At 72.7% G+C, this 20,006-nt stretch carries 16 protein-coding genes; 9 read left to right on the forward strand and 7 right to left on the reverse strand.

Annotated elements, in window-relative coordinates:
• Nucleotides 1–12 precede the first annotated feature (12 nt).
• Complete coding sequence (locus ACFVFQ_RS19390) at nt 13–753, forward strand: Clp protease N-terminal domain-containing protein (protein ID WP_383417280.1); 741 nt, start codon at nt 13–15, stop codon at nt 751–753.
• A gap of 97 nt (nt 754–850) precedes the next feature.
• On the opposite strand, the gene ACFVFQ_RS19395 is transcribed toward ACFVFQ_RS19390, so the two are convergent.
• The 4 genes from ACFVFQ_RS19395 to ACFVFQ_RS19410 all read right to left on the reverse strand — a co-directional run bounded on the left by ACFVFQ_RS19395 (nt 851) and on the right by ACFVFQ_RS19410 (nt 7,464).
• A complete protein-coding gene (locus ACFVFQ_RS19395; protein WP_383417282.1) occupies nt 851–1,585 on the reverse strand; it encodes a class I SAM-dependent methyltransferase in 735 nt (244 codons plus the stop codon).
• Nucleotides 1,586–1,673: 88 nt separating this feature from the next.
• A complete protein-coding gene (locus ACFVFQ_RS19400) occupies nt 1,674–4,160 on the reverse strand; it encodes a SpoIIE family protein phosphatase (RefSeq protein ID WP_383417284.1) in 2,487 nt (828 codons plus the stop codon).
• Nucleotides 4,161–4,288: 128 nt separating this feature from the next.
• The gene (locus tag ACFVFQ_RS19405) at nt 4,289–6,769 is read right to left on the reverse strand and encodes a collagen binding domain-containing protein (RefSeq protein WP_383417287.1); all 2,481 of its coding nucleotides are present in this window, start codon (nt 6,767–6,769) and stop codon (nt 4,289–4,291) included.
• Nucleotides 6,770–7,020: 251 nt separating this feature from the next.
• On the reverse strand, nt 7,021–7,464 hold the full coding sequence (locus tag ACFVFQ_RS19410) for an SRPBCC family protein (RefSeq protein ID WP_274912434.1): 444 nt from the start codon (nt 7,462–7,464) through the stop codon (nt 7,021–7,023).
• Nucleotides 7,465–7,637: 173 nt separating this feature from the next.
• Here ACFVFQ_RS19410 and ACFVFQ_RS19415 point away from each other — a divergent pair, with 173 nt between their 5' ends.
• The gene (locus tag ACFVFQ_RS19415; protein ID WP_383417291.1) at nt 7,638–8,675 is read left to right on the forward strand and encodes an Rv2578c family radical SAM protein; all 1,038 of its coding nucleotides are present in this window, start codon (nt 7,638–7,640) and stop codon (nt 8,673–8,675) included.
• 44 nt (nt 8,676–8,719) lie between these two features.
• Here ACFVFQ_RS19415 and ACFVFQ_RS19420 read toward each other — a convergent pair whose 3' ends face one another.
• Both ACFVFQ_RS19420 and ACFVFQ_RS19425 read right to left on the reverse strand, forming a co-directional pair.
• Entirely contained in the window at nt 8,720–9,070 is a 351-nt protein-coding gene (locus tag ACFVFQ_RS19420; RefSeq protein ID WP_383417294.1) for a MerR family transcriptional regulator, read from the reverse strand.
• An 84-nt stretch (nt 9,071–9,154) separates the two neighbouring features.
• The gene (locus ACFVFQ_RS19425; RefSeq protein WP_383417297.1) at nt 9,155–9,946 is read right to left on the reverse strand and encodes an SDR family NAD(P)-dependent oxidoreductase; all 792 of its coding nucleotides are present in this window, start codon (nt 9,944–9,946) and stop codon (nt 9,155–9,157) included.
• A 236-nt stretch (nt 9,947–10,182) separates the two neighbouring features.
• Here ACFVFQ_RS19425 and ACFVFQ_RS19430 point away from each other — a divergent pair, with 236 nt between their 5' ends.
• Nucleotides 10,183–10,710: a GNAT family N-acetyltransferase gene (locus ACFVFQ_RS19430; protein ID WP_383417300.1), complete on the forward strand. Its 528-nt coding sequence runs from the start codon at nt 10,183–10,185 to the stop codon at nt 10,708–10,710.
• Nucleotides 10,711–10,749: 39 nt separating this feature from the next.
• Here ACFVFQ_RS19430 and ACFVFQ_RS19435 read toward each other — a convergent pair whose 3' ends face one another.
• Nucleotides 10,750–11,427, reverse strand: a complete 678-nt coding sequence (locus ACFVFQ_RS19435; RefSeq protein ID WP_383417303.1) for a HEAT repeat domain-containing protein — start codon at nt 11,425–11,427, stop codon at nt 10,750–10,752.
• A gap of 446 nt (nt 11,428–11,873) precedes the next feature.
• Here ACFVFQ_RS19435 and ACFVFQ_RS19440 point away from each other — a divergent pair, with 446 nt between their 5' ends.
• The 6 genes from ACFVFQ_RS19440 (at nt 11,874) to ACFVFQ_RS19465 (ending at nt 20,006) form a co-directional block, all read left to right on the forward strand.
• Nucleotides 11,874–13,697: a 3-hydroxyacyl-CoA dehydrogenase family protein gene (locus ACFVFQ_RS19440; protein WP_383417306.1), complete on the forward strand. Its 1,824-nt coding sequence runs from the start codon at nt 11,874–11,876 to the stop codon at nt 13,695–13,697.
• 136 nt (nt 13,698–13,833) lie between these two features.
• Nucleotides 13,834–14,637 (forward strand): TetR family transcriptional regulator, encoded by an 804-nt coding sequence (locus tag ACFVFQ_RS19445; protein WP_383417310.1) that lies wholly within the window; start codon nt 13,834–13,836, stop codon nt 14,635–14,637.
• Between the two features lie 498 nt (nt 14,638–15,135).
• Nucleotides 15,136–16,473 carry a crotonyl-CoA carboxylase/reductase gene (gene ccrA / locus ACFVFQ_RS19450; RefSeq protein ID WP_383417314.1) on the forward strand — a complete coding sequence of 446 codons (1,338 nt, stop codon included), beginning with the start codon at nt 15,136–15,138 and terminating at the stop codon, nt 16,471–16,473.
• Nucleotides 16,474–16,486: 13 nt separating this feature from the next.
• Nucleotides 16,487–18,499: a protein meaA gene (locus tag ACFVFQ_RS19455; protein WP_383417317.1), complete on the forward strand. Its 2,013-nt coding sequence runs from the start codon at nt 16,487–16,489 to the stop codon at nt 18,497–18,499.
• Nucleotides 18,496–19,476 (forward strand): HpcH/HpaI aldolase/citrate lyase family protein, encoded by a 981-nt coding sequence (locus ACFVFQ_RS19460; RefSeq protein ID WP_383417320.1) that lies wholly within the window; start codon nt 18,496–18,498, stop codon nt 19,474–19,476. The genes ACFVFQ_RS19455 and ACFVFQ_RS19460 overlap by 4 nt, the downstream gene beginning before the upstream one ends.
• A gap of 5 nt (nt 19,477–19,481) precedes the next feature.
• Nucleotides 19,482–20,006 carry a MaoC family dehydratase gene (locus ACFVFQ_RS19465; RefSeq protein ID WP_383417398.1) on the forward strand — a complete coding sequence of 175 codons (525 nt, stop codon included), beginning with the start codon at nt 19,482–19,484 and terminating at the stop codon, nt 20,004–20,006.

The raw sequence follows: 20,006 nt of genomic DNA on the forward strand, positions 1-20,006 counted from the left end.
TATGGTTGACGCATGACGGAACCCGTACGCATGACGCATCCCGTTCGCCTCGACGATCTGATCGAGGCCATCAAGAAGAACCGCTCGGACGTACTGGAGCAGCTCTCCGACGCCGTGCTCACGGCGGACCACCTCGGCGAGGTGGCGGACCACCTCATCGGGCACTTCGTGGACCAGGCCCGCCGCTCGGGCGCTTCCTGGACCGACATCGGCCAGAGCATGGGCGTCAGCAAGCAGGCCGCGCAGAAGCGCTTCGTCCCCAAGGGGCCGGCCGGCAGCTCGGACTTCGATGTCAGCCAGGGCTTCAACCGGTACACCGCACGGGCCCGGAACGTGGTGGTGGCCGCGCAGAACGAGGCCCACGAGGCCGGCAACGTCGAGATCCGCCCCGAACACCTGGTGTTGGGGCTGCTCCGCGAGCCCGAGGCGCTGGCGTTCCGGGCCCTGATCGCACAGGGCGTGACCGCCGAGACCCTGCGCGAGGCCGCGACCGCGACGCTGCCGCCCGCGGTCGACGAACTGCCCGCCCTCACCCCGTTCGACGCCCAGTCCAAGAAGGCGCTGGAACTCACCTTCCGCGAGGCCCTGCGCCTGGGCCACAACTACGTCGGCACCGAGCATCTGCTGCTGGCACTGCTGGAGTTGGAGAACGGCACCGGTCCGCTGACCGGCCTCGGCGTCGACAAGGCGGCCGCCGAGGCGTTCATCGGCAAGGACCTGGCCGCGATCCTCGCCACCCGGCAGCAGCAGTAGCCGAACCGGGGGCGGGAAAGGCCCAGAAGGGGCACGGGACGGCCCGAGAGGCATGTGGGCCGTCCCGGTAGGCCCTGGGACATCCCTGGGACATGTCCTAGCCCCCTGGGGCCTCGCTCGCCCCCGCCACCGCCCACTGCGAGGGCAGCTCGATCAGGGACCCGTCCGCCCCGTATTCCGTGGTGGTCAGCGGCAATTGGCCGGAGGCGGCGATCCGCAGGCCGTGCGCGCGCAGCAGCGCGGGCAGTTCGGAGTCCGGCATCTCGCCGGGGGCGATGCCGTGCGCGAGGACGGCGCGCACCTTCGCGGGCGGCCCGTCCGGGCCCTGTGCGAGGGTCTGCAGGGCCTCCTTGGCGGCCGCGACCGGTTCGACGGCGAAGAGCCGGCCGCGACGGCCCAGCAGCGCCGCGGTGTTCGCCGCGATCCGGGCCCGTTCGCCGGCGGTGCACTGGTGCAGCAGGCCGCGCATGTAGACGTTGCTGTCGCCGAGTTCGGCGTGGAGTGCGCGGACGGCGGCCTCGTCGGCGGCGTCGAGTCGGCGGAACTCGACCACCGCGTCGGGGCCCTCAGAACGGGCCCGGTCGATGGCCGCGGCGGCGCCGTCGACGCCCAGGACGCGGCCGAAGTGGCCGGCCAGATAGCGGGTCTGGGTGCCGTTGCCACAGCCCAGATCGACCAACGGGAGCGCGGCGTCGGCGTGTCCGGCCAGTATCGGGAGGTGCACCCGGGCGGTCAGTGACGGGTCGGAATCCCAGAAGACCTGGCCCGCGCCGGGCGGTGCGTCGCGCCAGAAGCCCTCCCAGGCCAGCAGGGTGCGGCGGGAATCGCTCATACCCCTTGCTACGCCCGCCGGTGATCACCCCGCAAGGGGCCTGGCGCCACCTTCACGGATTCACCAGAGGGTCTCCCTGGCCACCCGTTCAGCGCGGTGCGCGTCGCGTCGCCCGGGGCAGCGGCTGTTCGAACCAGACCGTCTTGCCGGTCGTGGTGCGGCTCGTTCCCCATTCCCGGGCCAGGTGGCTCACCACCCGTAGGCCGCGCCCGAATGCGCCGTCGGCGTCCGCGTTCAGTAGTTGCGGCAGGGCGTGGTCGTCGTCCGAGACCTCGCACAGCAGGGCGTCGGTGTGTACCAGGCGCAGCACCACCCGCTCGGTGTGCGCGTGTTGGACGGCGTTGGTGACGACCTCGCTGACCAGGAGTTGGGCGGTCTCGACAGCCGACGACAGGCCCCAGGCGGTGAGTTGTTCGGCGACCAGCCGGCGGGCCCGGCCGACCTCCCGCGGATCGAGCCGCAGCCGCCATGCGGCGACCGACTCCGGCGGGATGCCGTTGAGGCGGGCCATCAGCAGTGCCACGTCGTCCTTGCGGTCGTCGGTGACGTTCAGCGCCCGGATGATGGCGTCACACGCGTCGTCCATCGAGGCGGCGGGGTGGGCCGCGGACTCCGCCAGCGCGGCCAGCCCCACCCCGATGTCCTCGCCGCGCACCTCCACCAGCCCGTCGGTGCACAGCACCAGGCGGTCGCCGGGCGCCACCGGGACCGTCACCGCCTCGAAGGGCACCCCGCCGACGCCGATCGGCGCGCCCGTGGGCAGTCGGAGGAGTTCGCTGCGGCCGTCCGCGGCGCGGACCAGGACCGGCGGGACGTGCCCGGCGTTGGCGAGGGTCAGCCGCTGGCCGATCGGGTCGTAGACCGCGTAGAGGCAGGTGGCCAGGTAGGTGTCGCCGAGCCGCTGGGCGAGGTCGTCGAGGCCGCGCAGGAGCTGGGCGGGCGTCATGTCGATGGCGGCCATGGTCTGTACCGCTGTCCTCAACTGGCCCATCATCGCGGCGGAGTTCAGGCCGTGGCCCATGACGTCGCCGACGACCAGTGCGGTGCGGGAGCCGGGCAGCTTGATGGTGTCGAACCAGTCCCCGCCGACCCGGCCGAGGTGGGTGCCGGGCAGGTAACGGGTGGCGGTGTCACAGCCCGGCATACGGGGCGCGATCTGCGGCAGCATGCTGTCCTGGAGCGTCTCGGCGACGTTCTCCTGGAGGGTGTACATCCGGGCGTTGTCCAGTACGAGGCCGGCGCGGGCGGCGAGTTCGGCTCCCGTCACCCGGTCCATGTCGTTGAACTCCGTGCGCGCCGGGTGCCTCAGCAGGATCATGAAGCCGAGCACCACGGTGCGCGCCTTGAGGGGGACCACCAGCAGCGAGCGGCCGTTGATCAGCGGGCTGATGTCGCGCTTCTCGAACTGCGCGGCGATGGCGTTGCCCAACTCCTCCGTGATCCGCGGGATCAGCACCGGCTGCCCGGTGGTCATGCACTGGAAGAACGGGGTGTGGACGGGGAACGGCATCGACTCGCCGACCGGGACGACGTCGTCCCAGCGGCCCGGTTCGTCGTTGTGCTCGACGGCGACGCGGTGCCACAGGGTGGTGGCGTCGGGCGGGCCGTCGGGGAACCCCTCGCCGGCCACGACCTGTTCGCGCAGGTAGGTGCCGGCGACGTCGGTGAAGCGGGGCACGACGGCGCGGCTGACCTCCTCGATGGTGCGGGCCAGGTCGAGCGAGGAGCCGATCCGGCCGCTGACCTCGTTGAGGAATTCCAGGCGTTCGCGGACCGCCGCGTGTTCGAGGTCCGGCTCCAGTTCGGCGGCGGTCGCCGCGGCGGCCCCCGGGTTCCGCTCGGCCTCAGCCGCCGCCCGTTGCAGCCGGGCGCGCCGCTCGTCCCGACGGGGCACGCCCCAGTCCGGCGTCACCGGGACGCGCTCCTGCTGGCTGATCTCCAGTACGGGATAGCCGAGTTCGAGTACCTGGGCCACGATCCGGGCGCTGTCCCGGGGGTTCATGCTCGGCAGGATGTCGGGCAGCCGCCGGGCCAGTTCCCCGGCCCCGGGGAAGTCGGTGTGCAGCGCGAAGCCGGGCGCATGGCGGCGCCGGTCGGGCCCGTCGGCGCCGGACAGCCGGGCGGCGTCCGCGGCGAGGACGAGCAGCCGCTCGGGCCCTGGGCCGGCCAAAGGGTAGGCCCACCACAGCAGGTCCACCGGGCCGGCCGCGGCGGTCATCCGGGCCCGGCCCGCCGTGGGGTACGAGGCGTCGCCCCCGAGGTACGCCGCGAGCCCGTGCGCCTCGGGCAACTCCCCCAACGGGTCGCCGAGTTCGTCCGGATCGGCTCCGGGGCCGTCCCACTCCTTGGTGCCGAGGGCGCCGCTGACCGGGAGCAGATCGACGGCGGGGGCGCCCACCGCGTCCTCCCGGGTGGCGCCGAACAGCCGGCGTGCGCCGCTGCTCCAGTGGGAGATCAGCCCATCGGCGCCCACCACCACGACGGCGAGCGGGATCCGGCCCGGGACCGCCGCCCGTGGCGCGGGCACCCCGGCTACCGGGCCGGAGTGGTCGTCTCGCGCCGGGCCACGCTCCATGGGCGGTTGCTCCTTCGTATGCACCGATCTTGCACCACCTACACCAAGGTACGACCGCGGGCGGATGCGGCGGGTGGCATTCCGCGAAGAGGGCGTGCGCGGGCGCATGCGCGGATGAGGGCGTCGCGTCAGTCCTCGTGCCCCAGTTGGAGGTCCCGTTCCGTCCGACCGCCCCCCGCTACCCGCAGCACGGTGGCGACCGGCGGGTACCCGGCGGCGATCACGGTGTACTCGCCGGCCGAGAGGTCGACGAAGCGGAACAGCCCGTCGGCGCCGGTGGTCGCGGTGTCCACGACGTTGCCGGCGGCGTCGAGGAGGGTGACCCGGGCGTCCTCCACCGGGCGCCCGTCGCCGGCCCGTACGGTGCCGCGCAGCACGGCGCCGCCGGCGAGTTCGACGTCCTGACGGGTTTCGCGGGACGCCTGGACGGTGACCGGGAGCGCGGCCGGCCGGAACGCCGGGGCGCTGGAGGCCAGGGTGTACTCCCCGGCCACCAACTCCCCGATGACATAGCCGCCTTCGCGCCCGCTGCGGGTGGTGGCCACCACCTCACCGCGGACGTCGGTGAGGGTCACCATGGCGTCGCGGACCGGCGTTCCGTCGGCGGTGGTGATGGTGCCGGCGAGCCGCCCGGCGCCGCCGAGCACCACGTCCAGCTCCACCGGGCGCTCGCCGACGGTCACGGTGACGGCCTGCGGCTGGTGCCCGCCGGCGGCCGCGATCAGCACGTAGGCGCCGGCCCCCGGGGTGCTCAGGGCGTACCGGCCGTCCTCCCCGGTGGCGCCGCGGCCGACCTGCCGGCCGGCGACGTCGATGAGGGTGAGCGCGGCGCGCGGCACGATGCTGCCGTCGTGGTGCTGGACGGTGCCGCATACCGGGACGCCGGCCGCGGCGGGCGCGGGCGCCCCGGCGTACGCCGGGCGGCCGGTCGGGTAACCGTCCCCGTTTGCCGCGGGGTTGACCGGGGAGTCGGCCGCGGAGCGGGCCGGTGGGACGGCGGCGGGGTCCGCGGGGTCGCCGTACGGCGGGTATGTGGTCGGTGAGGTCTGTGGGGCGTGCGACACCAGGGGGTTCTCTTTCCGGAAGAGGGCGAGCAGGATGCCCAGGACGAGGGCCGGGGCGAGGAAGAGGAGGCTGCCGGGCACGGCCGCGGCGTAGGCGGTGAGGGCGCCGTAGCCGTCCCGCAGCGCGGCGGGCAGGGCGTCCGGCAAGTGCGGGTCCACGAGCGGGCCGGGGAGCGGCAGTCGGGCGGCCAGGCGGTCGACGAGCAGCGCGACGGCGAGGGCCGCACCGATGCCGCCGCCGAGCCGCCGGAGGCAGGCGATGGGGCCGGCCGGGTCGGGGGCGGGCACGCGGGCGCGGACGGCGCGCACCAACACCGGCAGCACCAGCCCGAGACCGAGCCCCAGGATGCCGGCCCACAGGCCGAGGACCATACGGGAGGCGCCCGGGCGCGGGTGGCTCAGGAGCCAACTGCCCGCCGCGGCCACCGCGCAGCCCAGGATCGGGAAGGCCATGACATGGCCGGTGCGGCGGATGATCCGGTCGGCGGTGAACCAGGCCAGCAGCAGCGCGCCCGGCAGCGGCAGCATCGCCAGCGCGGACGCCGTGGCGGCAGGGCCGCCGGCCGGCGGCAGCACGGCCGGGAGGTGGCGAAGCGCCCCGTAGAGGGCGATGCCGAGGGCCGCGGCAACCAGGCCGGTGCGCCCGAAGAACACCTCCCGAAGCAGCCGGGGCGGGATGAGCGGTGCGGTGACGAGGCGTTCGACGACGGGGAAGAGTGCCGCGGCGGCCAGTGCGCCGCCCCCCAGGCCGAGGGTCAGCGGCGCGTCCCAGGGGTAGCGGGTGCCGCCCCAACTGGCCAGCAGGGCCAGGCAGATGACGAGGGCGACGAGCAGCAGTGCGCCGACGAGGTCGGGGCGGGGGCGGCGGCCGGCCGGCCGAGGCAGCCGCAGCGCGGCCGCGGCAACGGGGAGGAGCAGCAGGCCGAGCGGCACGTTGAGGGTCAGGCTCCAGCGCCAGGCACCGTGGTCGGCGCAGTATCCGCCGACCAACGGGCCGGCGAGCAGCGCCACGGCGTAGCTGACGGCGGTGGCCGTGCGGCGGCGCCGGCCGCGCCCCGGGTGCGGCGTGGTCTCGGCGAGGATGGCGTGCACCCCGCTCAGCAGGCCGCCGGTGCCGAGGCCCTGGAGCGCCCGGAACGCGAGCAGTTGGGGCGGCGCGTGTGTCGCCCCGGCCAGCCCCGCACCGGCGGTGAGGATCAGCAGCGCGAGGAGGAGGGCGGCCTTCTTGCCGAGGAGGTCGCCCAGCTTGCCTCCCAAGGGCAGGCCGACGGCCGTGGCCAGGAGGTGGGTGGTGACCACCCAGAACGCCGTTGGGTGGCCGGGCAGTTCGGCGGTGAGGGCCGGGAGCGCGGGGACGACGGCGGTCTGGCCGAGGGCCGCGGGCAGCACCAGCGCCAGTAGCACCAAAAGGGGTGCCCTTGGTGGCCGGGGACCGGAAAGGGCCTCCGGTGCCTCGGCGTTCGCCGGTTCGGCCGGTTGCGGAGCCGGGTCCGCGGTCGCCTCGTCGGCGGTCGGCCCGGCCTCGCTCAGGGTGGTCCCGCCCACGTCCTGCTCCCCTCGTCGCGCTGCTGCGGGCGCCCATTTCTCGCACCGGCGACAACAACGATCAAGCGAGGAGAATCGGAACAGGAGGGGCGGGAACGGACGTCAAGTGCCGCCCATGGGACGCCTCTTGGGCTCCCATCTGGGGTTTCCGCCGGCGGGCCGACCGAAAGTACGGACGACACCGCCCGGGGGAAACCACCCGAACCGGTGAGCATGACCGCTCCCCGAACGGGTTACGACGGGACGCGCCCTCACTTCTCCATGTGGGCCGCGAGGTTGGCGAGGATCGCGTCGTAGATCCGGCCAAGTCCCTTGGGGGCGAAGGTCCGCTCGAAGAAGCCGCCGATGCCGGTGGCCCCCTGCCAGGTGGTGGTGACGACGACCTTGGCGCGGTTCTCGCCGGCCGGGGTGACGACCCAGGTGGTCACCATCGAGGAGTTGCGGTCCTTCTCCACCAACTGACCGTCGGTCGGCTCGTCGACCTCCAGCAGGCAGTCGCGCACCCGCTTGCTGGTGGCCTGGAGCTTCCAGTGGACGAGGGTGCCCTTGCCGTCGCCGCCCTCACGGACCTCGTACTCGCTGAACTGCTCGGGCAGCAGCTGCCGGCGCGTGCCGCTGTAGTCGGCGAGCGCGTCGAACACATCCTCCGGATCCGCCGCGATCTCGCGCTGCGTGGTGGCCTCTACCTGCCCCATGTGTGCCTTCCTCCAGTAGTCGGCTGCCGGACCTGCGTGCGCCGCCAACCTGCGGTGCGCGGCCAAGCCAACCACCACTGGGCACCGGGCCCAAATCCGGGTTGACACCCCGGAAGCGAACGTGTGTTCTATTATCGACTCGGGGGCTCGGCAGGATCGCAACAGGAGGCCCGATGCGCTGGGACAATCTGGGCGAAAGCCCATCCGCGCTGTTCGGCACGGATGTCGTCACCCGAACGGTGGACACCCCCGAATTCCGCGGCATCACCTTCCACGAGGTGCGTGCCCGCTCCCTGGTGAACCGCGTCCCGGGCGCCTCCCGGATGCCGTTCGAATGGACCGTCAACCCGTACCGCGGGTGCAGCCACGCCTGCGTCTACTGCTTCGCCCGCAGCACCCACGGCTACCTCGACCTGGACACCGGCCTCGGCTTCGACTCCCAGATCGTGGTCAAGGTCAACGCCCCCGAACTGCTGCGCCGGGAGTTGGCCGCGCCCCGTTGGCGCGGCGACCACATCGCGATGGGCACCAACGTCGACTGCTACCAACGGGCCGAGGGCCGCTACGCCCTGATGCCCGGCATCATCGCGGCGCTACGGGACCGCGCCAACCCGTTCTCGATCCTCACCAAGGGCACCCTGATCCTGCGCGATCTGGAACTGTTGCGGCAGGCCGCCGACGTCACCGACGTGGGCATCTCGGTCTCCGTCGGCTTCCTCGACGGCGAGTTGTGGCGCACCGTCGAACCGGGCACGCCCGCCCCCGGGCGCCGCCTGGACGTGGTGCGCACCCTCACCGCCCACGGCATCCCCTGTGGGGTGCTGATGGCCCCGGTGATCCCGTTCCTGTCCGACACCCCTGAGCAACTGCGGGCCACGGTCCGGGCCATCGCCGAGGCGGGCGCCGACTCGGTCACGCCGCTGGTGCTGCATCTGCGGCCGGGCGCCCGCGAATGGTTCCTGTCCTGGTTGGGCCGCCACCATCCACACCTGGTGCGCCGCTACGAGGCGCTCTACGCCGGCGGCGCGTACGCGCCCACCTGGTACCAGCGCCGGATCACCCGGCAGGTGCACGAGTTGGCGGCCGAGTGCGGCCTGGGTCCGTTCCGGCCGGGCCAGGCGCGACGGATCCCGCCCGAGCCCGCCCGGCCGGCCGAGACGGCTGAGACGGCCGAACCGACGCCGGGGGCCACGCAGTTGACGCTGCTGTGAGGCGCTCGGCGGGCCCCTGCGCGCCCGGGCGGGCCCGGCACGGCTCAGGGGCCGGCGGCGTCCAGGGCGCGCGCCAGGCGGTCCCTGGCGGCGGTCTGGGAGGCGATCCGCCGGTCGATGACGGCCAGCCGCGCGCGAGCGATCCGCAGGCCCTCCGGCGACGGCGGTGCGGCGGACAGGTCGCCGTCCAGGCAGTCCCGGAAGCAGGCGACGTCGGCGAGGGTGAGGCCGGCTTCGAGGAGGTGGCGGATGTTGCGGACCCGGGTAGCGGCGCGGTCGTCGTAGACCCGGTAGCCGTTCGCCGCCCGCTGCGAGTCGATCAGGCCCGCGTCCTCGTACTTGCGCAGCGCCCGCGGCGACGCCCCGGTGGCGTCCGCCAGTTCACCGATCCGCACCGGATCGCCTCCCCTCGTGCGGGCCGACCCGGCGCGGGGGTCCGGCCGCTCTGTCCCGGCCCGCCCCCACGCTATCGGCCCCGTTCAGCCGACCACCGCGCCGCCGTCCACCGGGAGCACCACCCCGGTCACGAACGCCGCGGCCGGGGCGGCGAGTCGGGTGACGGCCCAGGCGACCTCTTCCGGGCGGCCGATGCGGCCCATCGGGGTGTGGTCGATCTGCCAGTCGCGCAGTGCCTCACGGCGTTCCGGGGGCAGGCCCTGGTGGTCCGCGATGGGGGTGTCGATCGCCCCGGGCGCCACGGCCACCACCCGGACGCCGCGCGGCGCCAGCTCCACCGCCCAGCTACGGGTGAGGAGTTCGAGGCCGGTCTTGGTGGCGGCGTAGACGGCGTTGCCCGGCCAGCCCCGTTGGCCGACCGAGGTACTGATGTTCACCACCACTCCACCGGTGCGCTCCAGTTGGGGCACCGCTTCCTGGGTGAGCAGGACCGGTGCGACCAGGTTGGTGGCCAACTGCGGTGCCATGGACGCCTTGGTGTGGCTGCCGAGGGACCCGCTGCCGACCACCGCGGCGTTGTTGACCAGGACGTCCAGCCGACCGTGGGTCTCGACGGCGTGCCGCACGACGGCGGCCGGGACGCCGTCCGCGGTGATGTCGGCGGGGTAGGGGGAGATCGCGCCGTCGGTGCCGGCGGCCAGGGCGGCGGTCTCCGCCAGCGGCCCGGGGCGGCGGCCGACGGCCACCACGTCCGCGCCCTCCGCCGCGAACGCCACCGCGGTGGCCCGGCCGATGCCGGTGCCGGCCCCGGTGATGACGACGACCCGGCGCCCGGTACGCGGCGCCCCGGCGGTCTCCAGAAGTGTGAGTGCCATGCCGGAAGCCTCGGACCCTGACCCCAGGGACAGGGTCAAGTGCGGTGTCCAGGAGGCGTTCCCCGGGCGTGGCCGGGCGGACCGAAATCGGATGGACCGGTGTCCATGACGGACCGGACCCTCGATGGAATGTGCCGGACGGTTGGGCGGACGTCGGGGAGGCCGCGATGCGGGGGACGGATGGGGCTGGTGAGGGGATGACGGTGCGGCCGTCGCAGGGGTTGTGGGTACGTGAGATGACGGAGGCCGATGTCGACGCGGTCGCGGAAGTACGGGTCCGCGGTTGGCAGTCGGCGTACCGGGGGCTGATGCCGCCGGCGTACCTGGAGGCGCTGAGCGTGGCCCAGGACGCCGACCGGCGGCGGGAGGGGTTCGCGCGCCGCCGGCCCAAGGCGTGGGAGCTGGTGGCCGAGCGGTCCGGCGAGGTCGTCGGCTGGCTGGCCGCCGGCCCGGCCCGGGACGCCGATCTCGCGCCGGGCGGCGGGGAGTTGCCGTCCGGTCGCTCGCCGGCGGCCGAGCTGCTGGCCCTCTACGTGGCGCCGCCGCTCGTCGGGACGGGCGTCGGCCGGGCGCTGCTGGACGCCGGGGCGGCCCGGGCGCGGGCCCGCGGCTTCGGCACGCTGTCGCTGTGGGTGGTGCGCGGCAACGCCCGTGCCCAACGCTTCTACGAGCGGGCCGGGTTCGCGCCGGACGGGGCGGAGCGGTCCGATGACGTGGCCGGTTGGCGCGTCCCTGAGCTGCGCTACCGGCGCCCGCTCCCATGAGGCGGCGCCCCCTTCCGGCCCCGCCCCACCGGAGTGGCCCTAGGCGACCGGGCCGGCCCGTCCGGCCTCTCCTGCCGCCTCCTCGGCGGCCCGTCCGCTGGCCACCCCCGGTGGGTCCTCGTGGACGCCGAGGCGGGCCAGGGACGCCGAGGCGGCCGCGGCCAGCCGGGCATGCGCGGCGGCCGCCCGCAGCGCCGGTACGGCCCGTTTGTCGCCGAGCGCGCCCAGCCCCTCCACACAGGCCAACGCCACCCGCCAGTACGGGTTGTGCGGGGTCAACAGCCGTTCCAGGGTGGCGATCAGCGCCGGGACGGACTGCGGGGCGCGGAGCTCGGCGAGCAGGCGGACGGGGTGCAGGGCGTAGGCGGTGCGCAGCGGGTTGGTGGCCAGGGCGGCCGCGGCCCGGGCGGTGCGCGGGTCGCCCAGCTTGCCCAGGGCGTGGGCGGCGGTGGCGCAGCGGACCGGTTCGCGGTAGTTGAGCAGCAGGACCAGGGTCTCGAAGGCGCGCTTGTCGCCGGCGCAGCCCAGGATGAAGGCGGCGATCTCCCGCGCCCACAGGGGGCGTTCCACCGAGGTCAGTATCCGGGCGAGTTCCTCGCGGCCGGCCGGGGTGTTCTTGCGGGCCAGTCCGAGCAGCCGCTCGTAGGCGACCAGATCCTGCGGGGAGCGGAGTTCGGCTCGCACCCGGTCCGTCAACTCGTGGAATTCGTCTTCCATTTGCCGCTCCCCTCCCGCTGGCCGGGCCGGTTCTCCCGGCGTGGCCCGCACCACAACCTCATGCCCCGCATTACCCCTGGCGCTTCGGTTACCCACCGGTTAACCTGCTTCAACGAGCAGCACCCCTGCTCGGGCGGCCTGGTGACGCAGCCGCCGGAGTGTGACGTCGGTTCGGCACACCACAACAGCACCACGCGTGCGCGGGCACGACAGCCCCGCGCGCGGCATCCACACAGCACGCCCCTCAGGGGGAAGCGACGCGGCCTCGGGACAGGGCCCGCCGCGCTCCTCCACAGTAGGCGCCGCCCGCGGTGTCGTGGCTTCCGCGGCCCAACCGCCGCCGGTAGACCACGCGTTGCCGCAGTATTCCGCGCCGTGCGCCAGCCCCTTCAGTCGTCACGTCCTCCCCTTGCCCTTACAAGGGGAACACCCTCAGGAGTCTCGTGATGGGCCCTCAGTCCACCCCTGATCTCTCCACCGTCCCCTCCGCGCTGTCCCTCTCCACCGTCGCCGTCGTGGGCCTGGGCACCATGGGCACCGGCATCGCCCAGGTGTTGACCCGCGCCGGCCGCACGGTCATCGGCATCGACACCGACGAGTCCGCGATCCGGCGAGCCCGGGTCGCCCTCGAAACCGCCACCGCCCGCGCCGTGCAGCGGGAGCGGATCACCGAACGCGAGCGGCAGGACGCGCTGTCCCGCTTCCGCGCCTCCGGCGATCTGCGGGCCGCCGCCGACGCCGATCTCGTCATCGAGGTGGTGCCGGAGGACTACGAACTCAAGCGGGAGGTCTTCGCCGCGCTGGACGGCATCGTCCGCCCGGACACCATCCTGGCCACCGGCACCAACGCGCTGTCGGTGACCCGGCTCGCCGCCGATTCCCAGCGCCCCGAGCGGGTGCTCGGCGTCCACTTCTTCAACCCGGCGCCGGCCATGAAGCTGGTCGAGGTGGTCTCCTCGGTGCTGACCGCGCCGACCGCGGTCGCCGCCGTCACCGACCTCGCCCGCGCGTTGGGCAAGGACCCGATCGCGGTCGGCGACCGCCCCGGATTCGTCGCCGACGGGCTGCTGTTCGGCTACCTCAACCAGGCCGCCGCGATGTACGAGTCGCGGTACGCCACCCGCGAAGACATCGACGCCGCGATGCGGCTCGGGTGCGGCCTGCCGATGGGGCCGCTGGCCCTGCTCGACCTGATCGGCGTGGACACCGCCCGGACGGTCCTGGAGGCGATGTACGCCGAGTCCCACGACCGACTCCACGCGCCCGCGCCGATCCTCGGCCAGCTCGCGGACGCCGGGCTGACCGGCCGCAAGGCGGGCCGCGGCTTCTACACCTATGAGGCGCCCGGTTCCGCCACCGTCGTGCCGGACGACCTCACGCCGGCGGCCGCCAACGGCGGGCAGGCGGCCGGCCGCCCGGTCCGCAGCGTCGGCGTCGCCGGCTCCGGCACCATGGCCAGCGGCATCGCCGAGGTCTTCGCCAAGGCGGGCTTCGCGGTGGTGTTGGCCGCCCGCAGCCAGGAGAAGGCGGAGCGGGCCAAGGCCCGGATCGCCACGTCGCTGGGCCGCTCGGTGGACAAGGGCCGGCTGACCGCCGAGGCGCGCGACGCGGCGCTGGCGGCGATCACCCCGTCCGGGTCGCTGGACGCGTTCGCCGACGTCGACCTGGCGGTGGAGGCGGTGGCCGAGGAACTGGCCGTCAAACAGCAGCTGTTCCGCACCCTGGACAAGGTCTGCAAGCCGGGCGCCGTACTGGCCACCACCACCTCCTCGCTGCCGGTCGTCGCCTGCGCCCGCGCCACCTCGCGCCCCCAGGACGTCATCGGGATGCACTTCTTCAACCCGGCGCCGGCCATGAAGCTGGTCGAGGTGGTCCGCACCGTCCTCACCGCCGACGACGTGCACGCCACGGTGCGCGCGGTCTGCGCGAAGGTCCGCAAGCACCCGGTGGACTGCGGCGACCGGGCCGGATTCATCGTCAACGCGCTGCTGTTCCCGTACTTGAACAACGCGGTCAAGATGGTCCAGGAGCACTACGCGTCGCCGGACGACATCGACGCGGCGATGAAGCTGGGCGGCGGCTACCCGATGGGCCCGTTCGAGCTGTTGGACGTGGTCGGTCTGGATGTCTCCCTCGCCATCGAGAAGGTGCTGCACGCCGCGTTCCGCGATCCGGGACTGGCGCCGGCACCGCTGCTGGAGCACCTGGTCGCGGCGGGCTGCCTCGGCCGGAAGACCGGCCGCGGCTTCCGTGAGTACGCCCGGCGCTGACCCGCGGCGGCGCCCCCGGAGCGGGGGCGGGTGGGGCGGACTGCTGGAGCCCTCGGCCGGCGGTCCGCCCCAGGTCACGGGGGTCGGCGCGGCACCTCGTGCCGCAGGTCGCAGGAATATGCAGTACCTTCCCCACATGTCCCAGCCCGCTCGCCCGCAGTCCGTAGGCGCCTCCGACTCCCCCACCCCCGGCACCCGCCGGGCGGCCGCCCAACGCCTGAAAATGCGCCGGGAGCTCTCGACCGCCGCCATGGAGCTGTTCGCGACGAAGGGCTACGAGGCGACCACGGTCGACGAGATCGCGGCCGCCGCGGGCGTCGCCCGGCGCACCTTCTTCCGCCACTTCCGTTCCAAGGAAGAGGCGATCTTCCCCGACCACGACGACACCCTGGTGCGCGCCGAGGCCGTCCTGGACGCCGCCCCGCCGCACGAGAACCCCCTCGACACGGTCTGCCGCGGCATCAAGGAGGTCATGCGGATGTACGCGTCCGCGCCGGCGGTGTCGGTGGCCCGTTACCGCCTCACCCGCGAGGTACCCACTCTCCGGGAGGCCGAGATCGCCTCGGTGGCCCGCTACGAGCGGCTGTTCACCCGTTATCTCCTGGGCCACTTCGACGAGGGCGCGCACCGCGAGGGCGACGACGACCCGTTGCTCGCCGAGGTCGCCGCCTCCGCCGTGGTCACCGCGCACAACCACGTGCTGCGCCGCTGGCTGCGGGCGGGCGCGCAGGGCGACGTGGAGGCCCAGTTGGACCACGCCTTCGAGATCGTCCGGGAGACGTTCGGCGCGGGCATCGGCGCGGGCCGGGCCACCTCCACGGAGGCGCCGCCGGCCACCGTCTCCCGGGAGGGCGAGGTGCTGGTCACGGTCGCCCGCACCGACGCCCCTCTGGACGAGGTCATGCGCACCATCCGCAAGGCCCTCAAGGAACGGCACTGACCCGAGCCGGCAGCTCCGGGCACGCTCCGTCACGCATCCCACCACCCGCCCCGTTCGCGTCCGCCACCTTCCCGTGGCGGACGCGGGCGGGGCGGTCCGCGTTCCGGCCGCGGGCGCTCCCATCTGCGCTGCCGCGGGCGGCAGTTGAACGATCATCGCTCATCTGAAGCCCAACCCACTCAACCGAGAAAATCATGGCACTCAGTGTCTTGCGACCTGGCACGCGGTGTCATACGTTGTGGGTGTCCGGGCGGCCGGCACACCGATCAACCCCGGTGCGCCGACTGTCCCCGCAAGCACTTCGCGCGCCCGGACGCCTGCGTCACAGGCACCCCAGTCACCGCTGGAACCGCGCCACCCGCGCCATGCCGAGCACCACCGGCCGAACCGACGGCACCGCCCCGCACCACCCCCGACGTTCCCTCAAGCCGTTCCACACGCTTCCCCAAGCTCTCAGCTGCGTTCGAGCAGGGGAGGCCCCAGCGCCGGAGGCATACCGTGAACCAGATACTTGACGCGATCCTCGCGCCGGACAGTACCCGCGAGGACTTCGCCGCCCTTCCCCTCCCCGAGTCGTACCGCGCGGTCACCGTGCACAAGGACGAGGCCGAGATGTTCGCCGGCCTCTCCACCCGCGAGAAGGACCCCCGCAAGTCCCTGCACGTCGAGGACGTGCCGGTGCCCGAACTCGGCCCGGGCGAGGCGCTGGTGGCCGTGATGGCCTCCTCGGTGAACTACAACTCGGTGTGGACCTCGATCTTCGAGCCGCTGTCGACGTTCGGGTTCCTGGAGCGCTACGGGCGACTCTCGCCGCTGGCCAAGCGGCACGACCTGCCCTACCACGTCATCGGGTCGGACCTGGCCGGCGTGGTGCTACGCACCGGCCCCGGCGTCAACTCCTGGCACCCCGGCGACGAGGTCGTCGCGCACTGCCTGTCCGTGGAGTTGGAGTCCTCCGACGGCCACAACGACACCATGCTCGACCCCGAGCAGCGGATCTGGGGCTTCGAGACCAACTTCGGCGGCCTGGCGGAGATCGCGCTGGTCAAGTCCAACCAGTTGATGCCCAAGCCGCAGCACCTGAGCTGGGAGGAGGCGGCCGCGCCGGGGCTGGTCAACTCCACCGCCTACCGGCAGTTGGTCTCGCAGAACGGCGCGGCGATGAAGCAGGGCGACAACGTCCTGATCTGGGGCGCCAGCGGCGGCCTCGGCTCGTATGCCACGCAGTTCGCGCTGGCCGGCGGCGCCAACCCGATCTGCGTGGTCTCCAGCGACCAAAAGGCGGAGGTCTGCCGGAAGATGGGCGCCGAGGCGATCATCGACCGGAACGCCGAGGGGTACAAGTTCTGGAAGGACGAGCAGAACCAGGACCCCAGGGAGTGGAAGCGGTTCGGCAAGCGGATCCGCGAACTGACCGGTGGCGAGGACGTGGACATCGTCTTCGAGCACCCGGGCCGGGAGACCTTCGGCGCCTCGGTCTACGTCACCCGCAAGGGCGGCACCATCGTCACCTGCGCCTCGACCTCCGGCTACCAACACGAGTACGACAACCGCTACTTGTGGATGTCGCTGAAGCGGATCGTCGGCTCGCACTTCGCCAACTACCGTGAGGCGTGGGAGGCCAACCGCCTGATCGCCAAGGGCAAGATCCACCCCACGCTCTCCAAGACCTACCGCCTGGACGAGACCGGCCAGGCAGCGCACGATGTCCACCGCAACGTCCACCAGGGCAAGGTCGGCGTTCTCTGCCTGGCCCCCGAGGAGGGCATGGGCGTGCGCGACCCCGAGATGCGCGCCAAGCACATCGACGCCATCAACCGCTTCCGGAACGTCTGAGAGAGACGGGCGCATGACTGAGCGTCAGAAGGATCGTCCGTGGCTGATGCGGACGTACGCCGGGCACTCCACCGCCGAGGCGTCCAACGAGCTGTACCGGCGTAACCTCGCCAAGGGCCAGACCGGCCTGTCGGTCGCGTTCGACCTCCCGACGCAGACCGGATACGACCCCGACCACGTGCTGGCCCGCGGCGAGGTCGGCCGGGTCGGGGTCCCGGTGTCCCATCTGGGCGACATGCGGCGGCTGTTCCAGGACATCCCGCTGGAGCAGATGAACACCTCCATGACCATCAACGCCACCGCCATGTGGCTGCTGGCGCTCTACGAAGTGGTCGCCGAGGAACAGGGCGCCGACACCGGCAAGTTGGCGGGCACCACGCAGAACGACATCGTCAAGGAGTACCTCTCGCGCGGGACGCACGTCTTCCCGCCGGGCCCGTCGCTGCGGCTGACCACCGACATGATCGCGTACACGGTCAACAACATCCCGAAGTGGAACCCGATCAACATCTGCAGCTACCACCTGCAGGAGGCGGGGGCCACTCCGGTCCAGGAGATCTCGTACGCGATGTCCACCGCGATCGCCGTGCTGGACGCGGTGTTCGCGTCCGGGCAGGTCCCCGAGGACCGCAAGGGCGATGTGGTCGCGCGTATCTCGTTCTTCGTCAACGCGGGCGTCCGGTTCGTCGAAGAGATGTGCAAGATGCGGGCGTTCTCGCAGATCTGGGACAAGATCACGCACGAGCGCTACGGCATCGAGAACCCCAAGCAGCGCCGCTTCCGCTACGGCGTCCAGGTCAACTCCCTGGGGCTGACCGAGGCGCAGCCGGAGAACAACGTCCAGCGGATCGTCCTGGAGATGCTGGCCGTCACGCTCTCCAAGGACGCCCGCGCCCGCGCCGTCCAACTGCCGGCCTGGAACGAGGCGTTGGGCCTGCCCCGCCCCTGGGACCAGCAGTGGTCGCTGCGCATCCAACAGGTGCTGGCGCACGAGTCGGACCTGTTGGAGTACGAGGACATCTTCGCCGGGTCGCACGTCGTCGAGGCCAAGGTGGGTGCCCTGGTGGCCGACTGCCTGGCCGAGATCGACCGGATCCAGGAGATGGGCGGCGCGATGGCGGCCGTGGAATCCGGCTATCTGAAGTCGCAGTTGGTCTCGGCGCATGCCGAGCGGCGGGCCAGGATCGAGTCCGGCGAGGAGAAGATCGTCGGCGTCAACTGCTTCGAGTCGACCGAACCCAACCCGCTCACCGCCGATCTGGACACCGCGATCATGACGGTGGACCCGGCCAACGAGGAGCGCGTCGTACGGGCCCTGCACGAGTGGCGGGACAACCGGGACGAAGGGCGGGCGCAGGAGGCCCTCTCGGCGCTGAAGAAGGCCGCGGCGGGCACCACCAACCTCTTCCCGGCGACGCTGGAGTGCGCACGGGCCGGCGTGACGACCGGCGAGTGGGCCTGGGCGCTGCGGGACGTCTTCGGCGAGTTCCGGGCCCCCACGGGCGTCTCGGGCGCGCCGGTGGCGGTCACCGCGGAGGCCGGCACGCCGCTGGCGACGGTCCGCGAGAAGGTCGCGAAGACCGCGGCCGAGCTCGGCGGCGGGCGGCTGCGGCTGCTGGTCGGCAAGCCCGGCCTGGACGGGCACAGCAACGGCGCCGAGCAGATCGCCGTGCGGGCCAGGGACGCCGGTTTCGAGGTGGTGTACCAAGGCATCCGGCTGACCCCGGAGCAGATCGTGGCGGCGGCGGTCGCCGAGGACGTGCACTGCGTGGGGCTGTCGATCCTGTCGGGGTCGCACGCCGCGCTGGTGCCGGACGTGTTGGCGCGGCTGCGCCGGGCCGGAGCGCCCGAACTCCCGGTCATCGTGGGCGGCATCATCCCGTCCGCGGACGCCGAGGCGCTGCGCGAGGCGGGCGTCGCCGCCGTCTTCACCCCGAAGGACTTCGGGATCACGGAGATCATCGGCCGTATCGTCGACGAGATCCGCACCGCGAACCAACTCGACCCCCTGGAGGTCCTCGCATGAGTGCCCGCCCGGCGCCCGCTGCTGTGCAGCGCCTGCGTCCGCGCCGTTCCTGCCTGGCGGTGCCCGGCAGCAACCCCCGTTTCCTGGAGAAGGCCCAGGGCCTGCCGGCGGACCAGGTCTTCTTGGACCTGGAGGACGCCTGCGCACCGCTGGCCAAGCCGGAGGCCCGACACACCATCGTCACGTTCCTCAACGAGGGCGACTGGACGGGCAAGACCCGGGTGGTGCGGGTCAACGACTGGACCACCGAGTGGACTTACCGGGACGTCGTCACGGTCGTCGAGGGCGCCGGGGCGAACCTCGACTGCGTCATGCTGCCGAAGGTGCAGGACGCCGCGCAGGTGACGGCCCTGGACCTGCTGCTGACGCAGATCGAGAAGGCGATGGGCCTGGAGGTCGGCCGGATCGGCATCGAGGCGCAGATCGAGAACGCCAGGGGCCTGGTGAACGTCGACGCGATCGCCGCCGCCTCGCCCCGTCTGGAGACCATCATCTTCGGCCCGGCGGACTTCATGGCGTCCATCAACATGAAGTCCCTGGTGGTCGGCGAACAGCCGCCCGGCTACCCGGCGGACGCCTACCACTACATCCTGATGCGCATCCTGATGGCGGCCCGCACGCACAACCTCCAGGCCATCGACGGCCCTTACCTCCAGATCAAGAACGTCGACGGCTACCGCGAGGTCGCCGGCCGCGCCGCCGCCCTCGGCTTCGACGGCAAGTGGGTGCTGCACCCGGGCCAGGTGGAGGCGGCCAACGAGGTCTTCTCGCCGTCCCAGGAGGACTACGACCACGCCGAGCTGATCCTGGACGCGTACGAGTGGTGCACGTCCGAGGCGGGCGGGAAGAAGGGCTCGGCGATGCTCGGCGACGAGATGATCGACGAGGCGAGCCGCAAAATGGCGCTGGTGATCGCCGGAAAGGGCCGGGCCGCCGGCATGACCCGCAACAGCACTTTCGAAGCCCCGGAGGCATGAGCGCGATGCAATTCGGCCGCACTTACGAAGAGTTCACCGTCGGCGACGTCTACAAGCACTGGCCGGGCAAGACGGTGACCGAATACGACGACCACCTGTTCTGCCTGCTGACCATGAACCACCACCCGCTGCACATGGACAGCAACTACGCGGAGCAGACCACCGACTTCGGAAAGAACGTCGTCGTCGGCAATTACATCTACTCCCTCCTGCTGGGCATGTCGGTGCCGGACGTCTCCGGAAAGGCCATCGCCAATCTGGAGATCGAGTCGCTGAAGCACGTGGCGCCGACGTTCCACGGAGACACGCTCTACGGCGAGACGACGGTGCTCGACAAGACCCCGTCGAAGTCCAAGTCCGACCGCGGCATCGTGCACGTCGAGACCAAGGGCTACAAGCAGGACGGCACCCTGGTCTGCGTCTTCAGGCGCAAGGTGATGGTCCCCACGGCCACCTACATCAAGGAGCGCGGCGGCGAGCAGCCCGGCCGCCCCGAGCTGGCGGCCCCCGCGGCCCGTAAGGAGAAGTGA

The sequence above is a fragment of the Streptomyces sp. NPDC057743 genome, from assembly GCF_042798755.1.
Lineage (GTDB): Bacteria > Actinomycetota > Actinomycetes > Streptomycetales > Streptomycetaceae > Streptomyces.

Bases quoted from the DNA above. Each gene is read 5' to 3' on its own strand.
- ACFVFQ_RS19465 (WP_383417398.1), top strand. From the start codon at position 19,482: ATGCAATTCGGCCGCACTTACGAAGAGTTCACCGTCGGCGACGTCTAC.
- ACFVFQ_RS19410 (WP_274912434.1), bottom strand. From the start codon at position 7,464: ATGGGGCAGGTAGAGGCCACCACGCAGCGCGAGATCGCGGCGGATCCG.
- ACFVFQ_RS19415 (WP_383417291.1), top strand. From the start codon at position 7,638: ATGCGCTGGGACAATCTGGGCGAAAGCCCATCCGCGCTGTTCGGCACG.
- ACFVFQ_RS19430 (WP_383417300.1), top strand. From the start codon at position 10,183: ATGACGGAGGCCGATGTCGACGCGGTCGCGGAAGTACGGGTCCGCGGT.
- ACFVFQ_RS19425 (WP_383417297.1), bottom strand. From the start codon at position 9,946: ATGGCACTCACACTTCTGGAGACCGCCGGGGCGCCGCGTACCGGGCGC.
- ACFVFQ_RS19455 (WP_383417317.1), top strand. From the start codon at position 16,487: ATGACTGAGCGTCAGAAGGATCGTCCGTGGCTGATGCGGACGTACGCC.
- ACFVFQ_RS19435 (WP_383417303.1), bottom strand. From the start codon at position 11,427: ATGGAAGACGAATTCCACGAGTTGACGGACCGGGTGCGAGCCGAACTC.
- ACFVFQ_RS19460 (WP_383417320.1), top strand. From the start codon at position 18,496: ATGAGTGCCCGCCCGGCGCCCGCTGCTGTGCAGCGCCTGCGTCCGCGC.
- ACFVFQ_RS19445 (WP_383417310.1), top strand. From the start codon at position 13,834: ATGTCCCAGCCCGCTCGCCCGCAGTCCGTAGGCGCCTCCGACTCCCCC.
- ACFVFQ_RS19395 (WP_383417282.1), bottom strand. From the start codon at position 1,585: ATGAGCGATTCCCGCCGCACCCTGCTGGCCTGGGAGGGCTTCTGGCGC.
- ACFVFQ_RS19440 (WP_383417306.1), top strand. From the start codon at position 11,874: ATGGGCCCTCAGTCCACCCCTGATCTCTCCACCGTCCCCTCCGCGCTG.
- ACFVFQ_RS19390 (WP_383417280.1), top strand. From the start codon at position 13: ATGACGGAACCCGTACGCATGACGCATCCCGTTCGCCTCGACGATCTG.
- ACFVFQ_RS19400 (WP_383417284.1), bottom strand. From the start codon at position 4,160: ATGGAGCGTGGCCCGGCGCGAGACGACCACTCCGGCCCGGTAGCCGGG.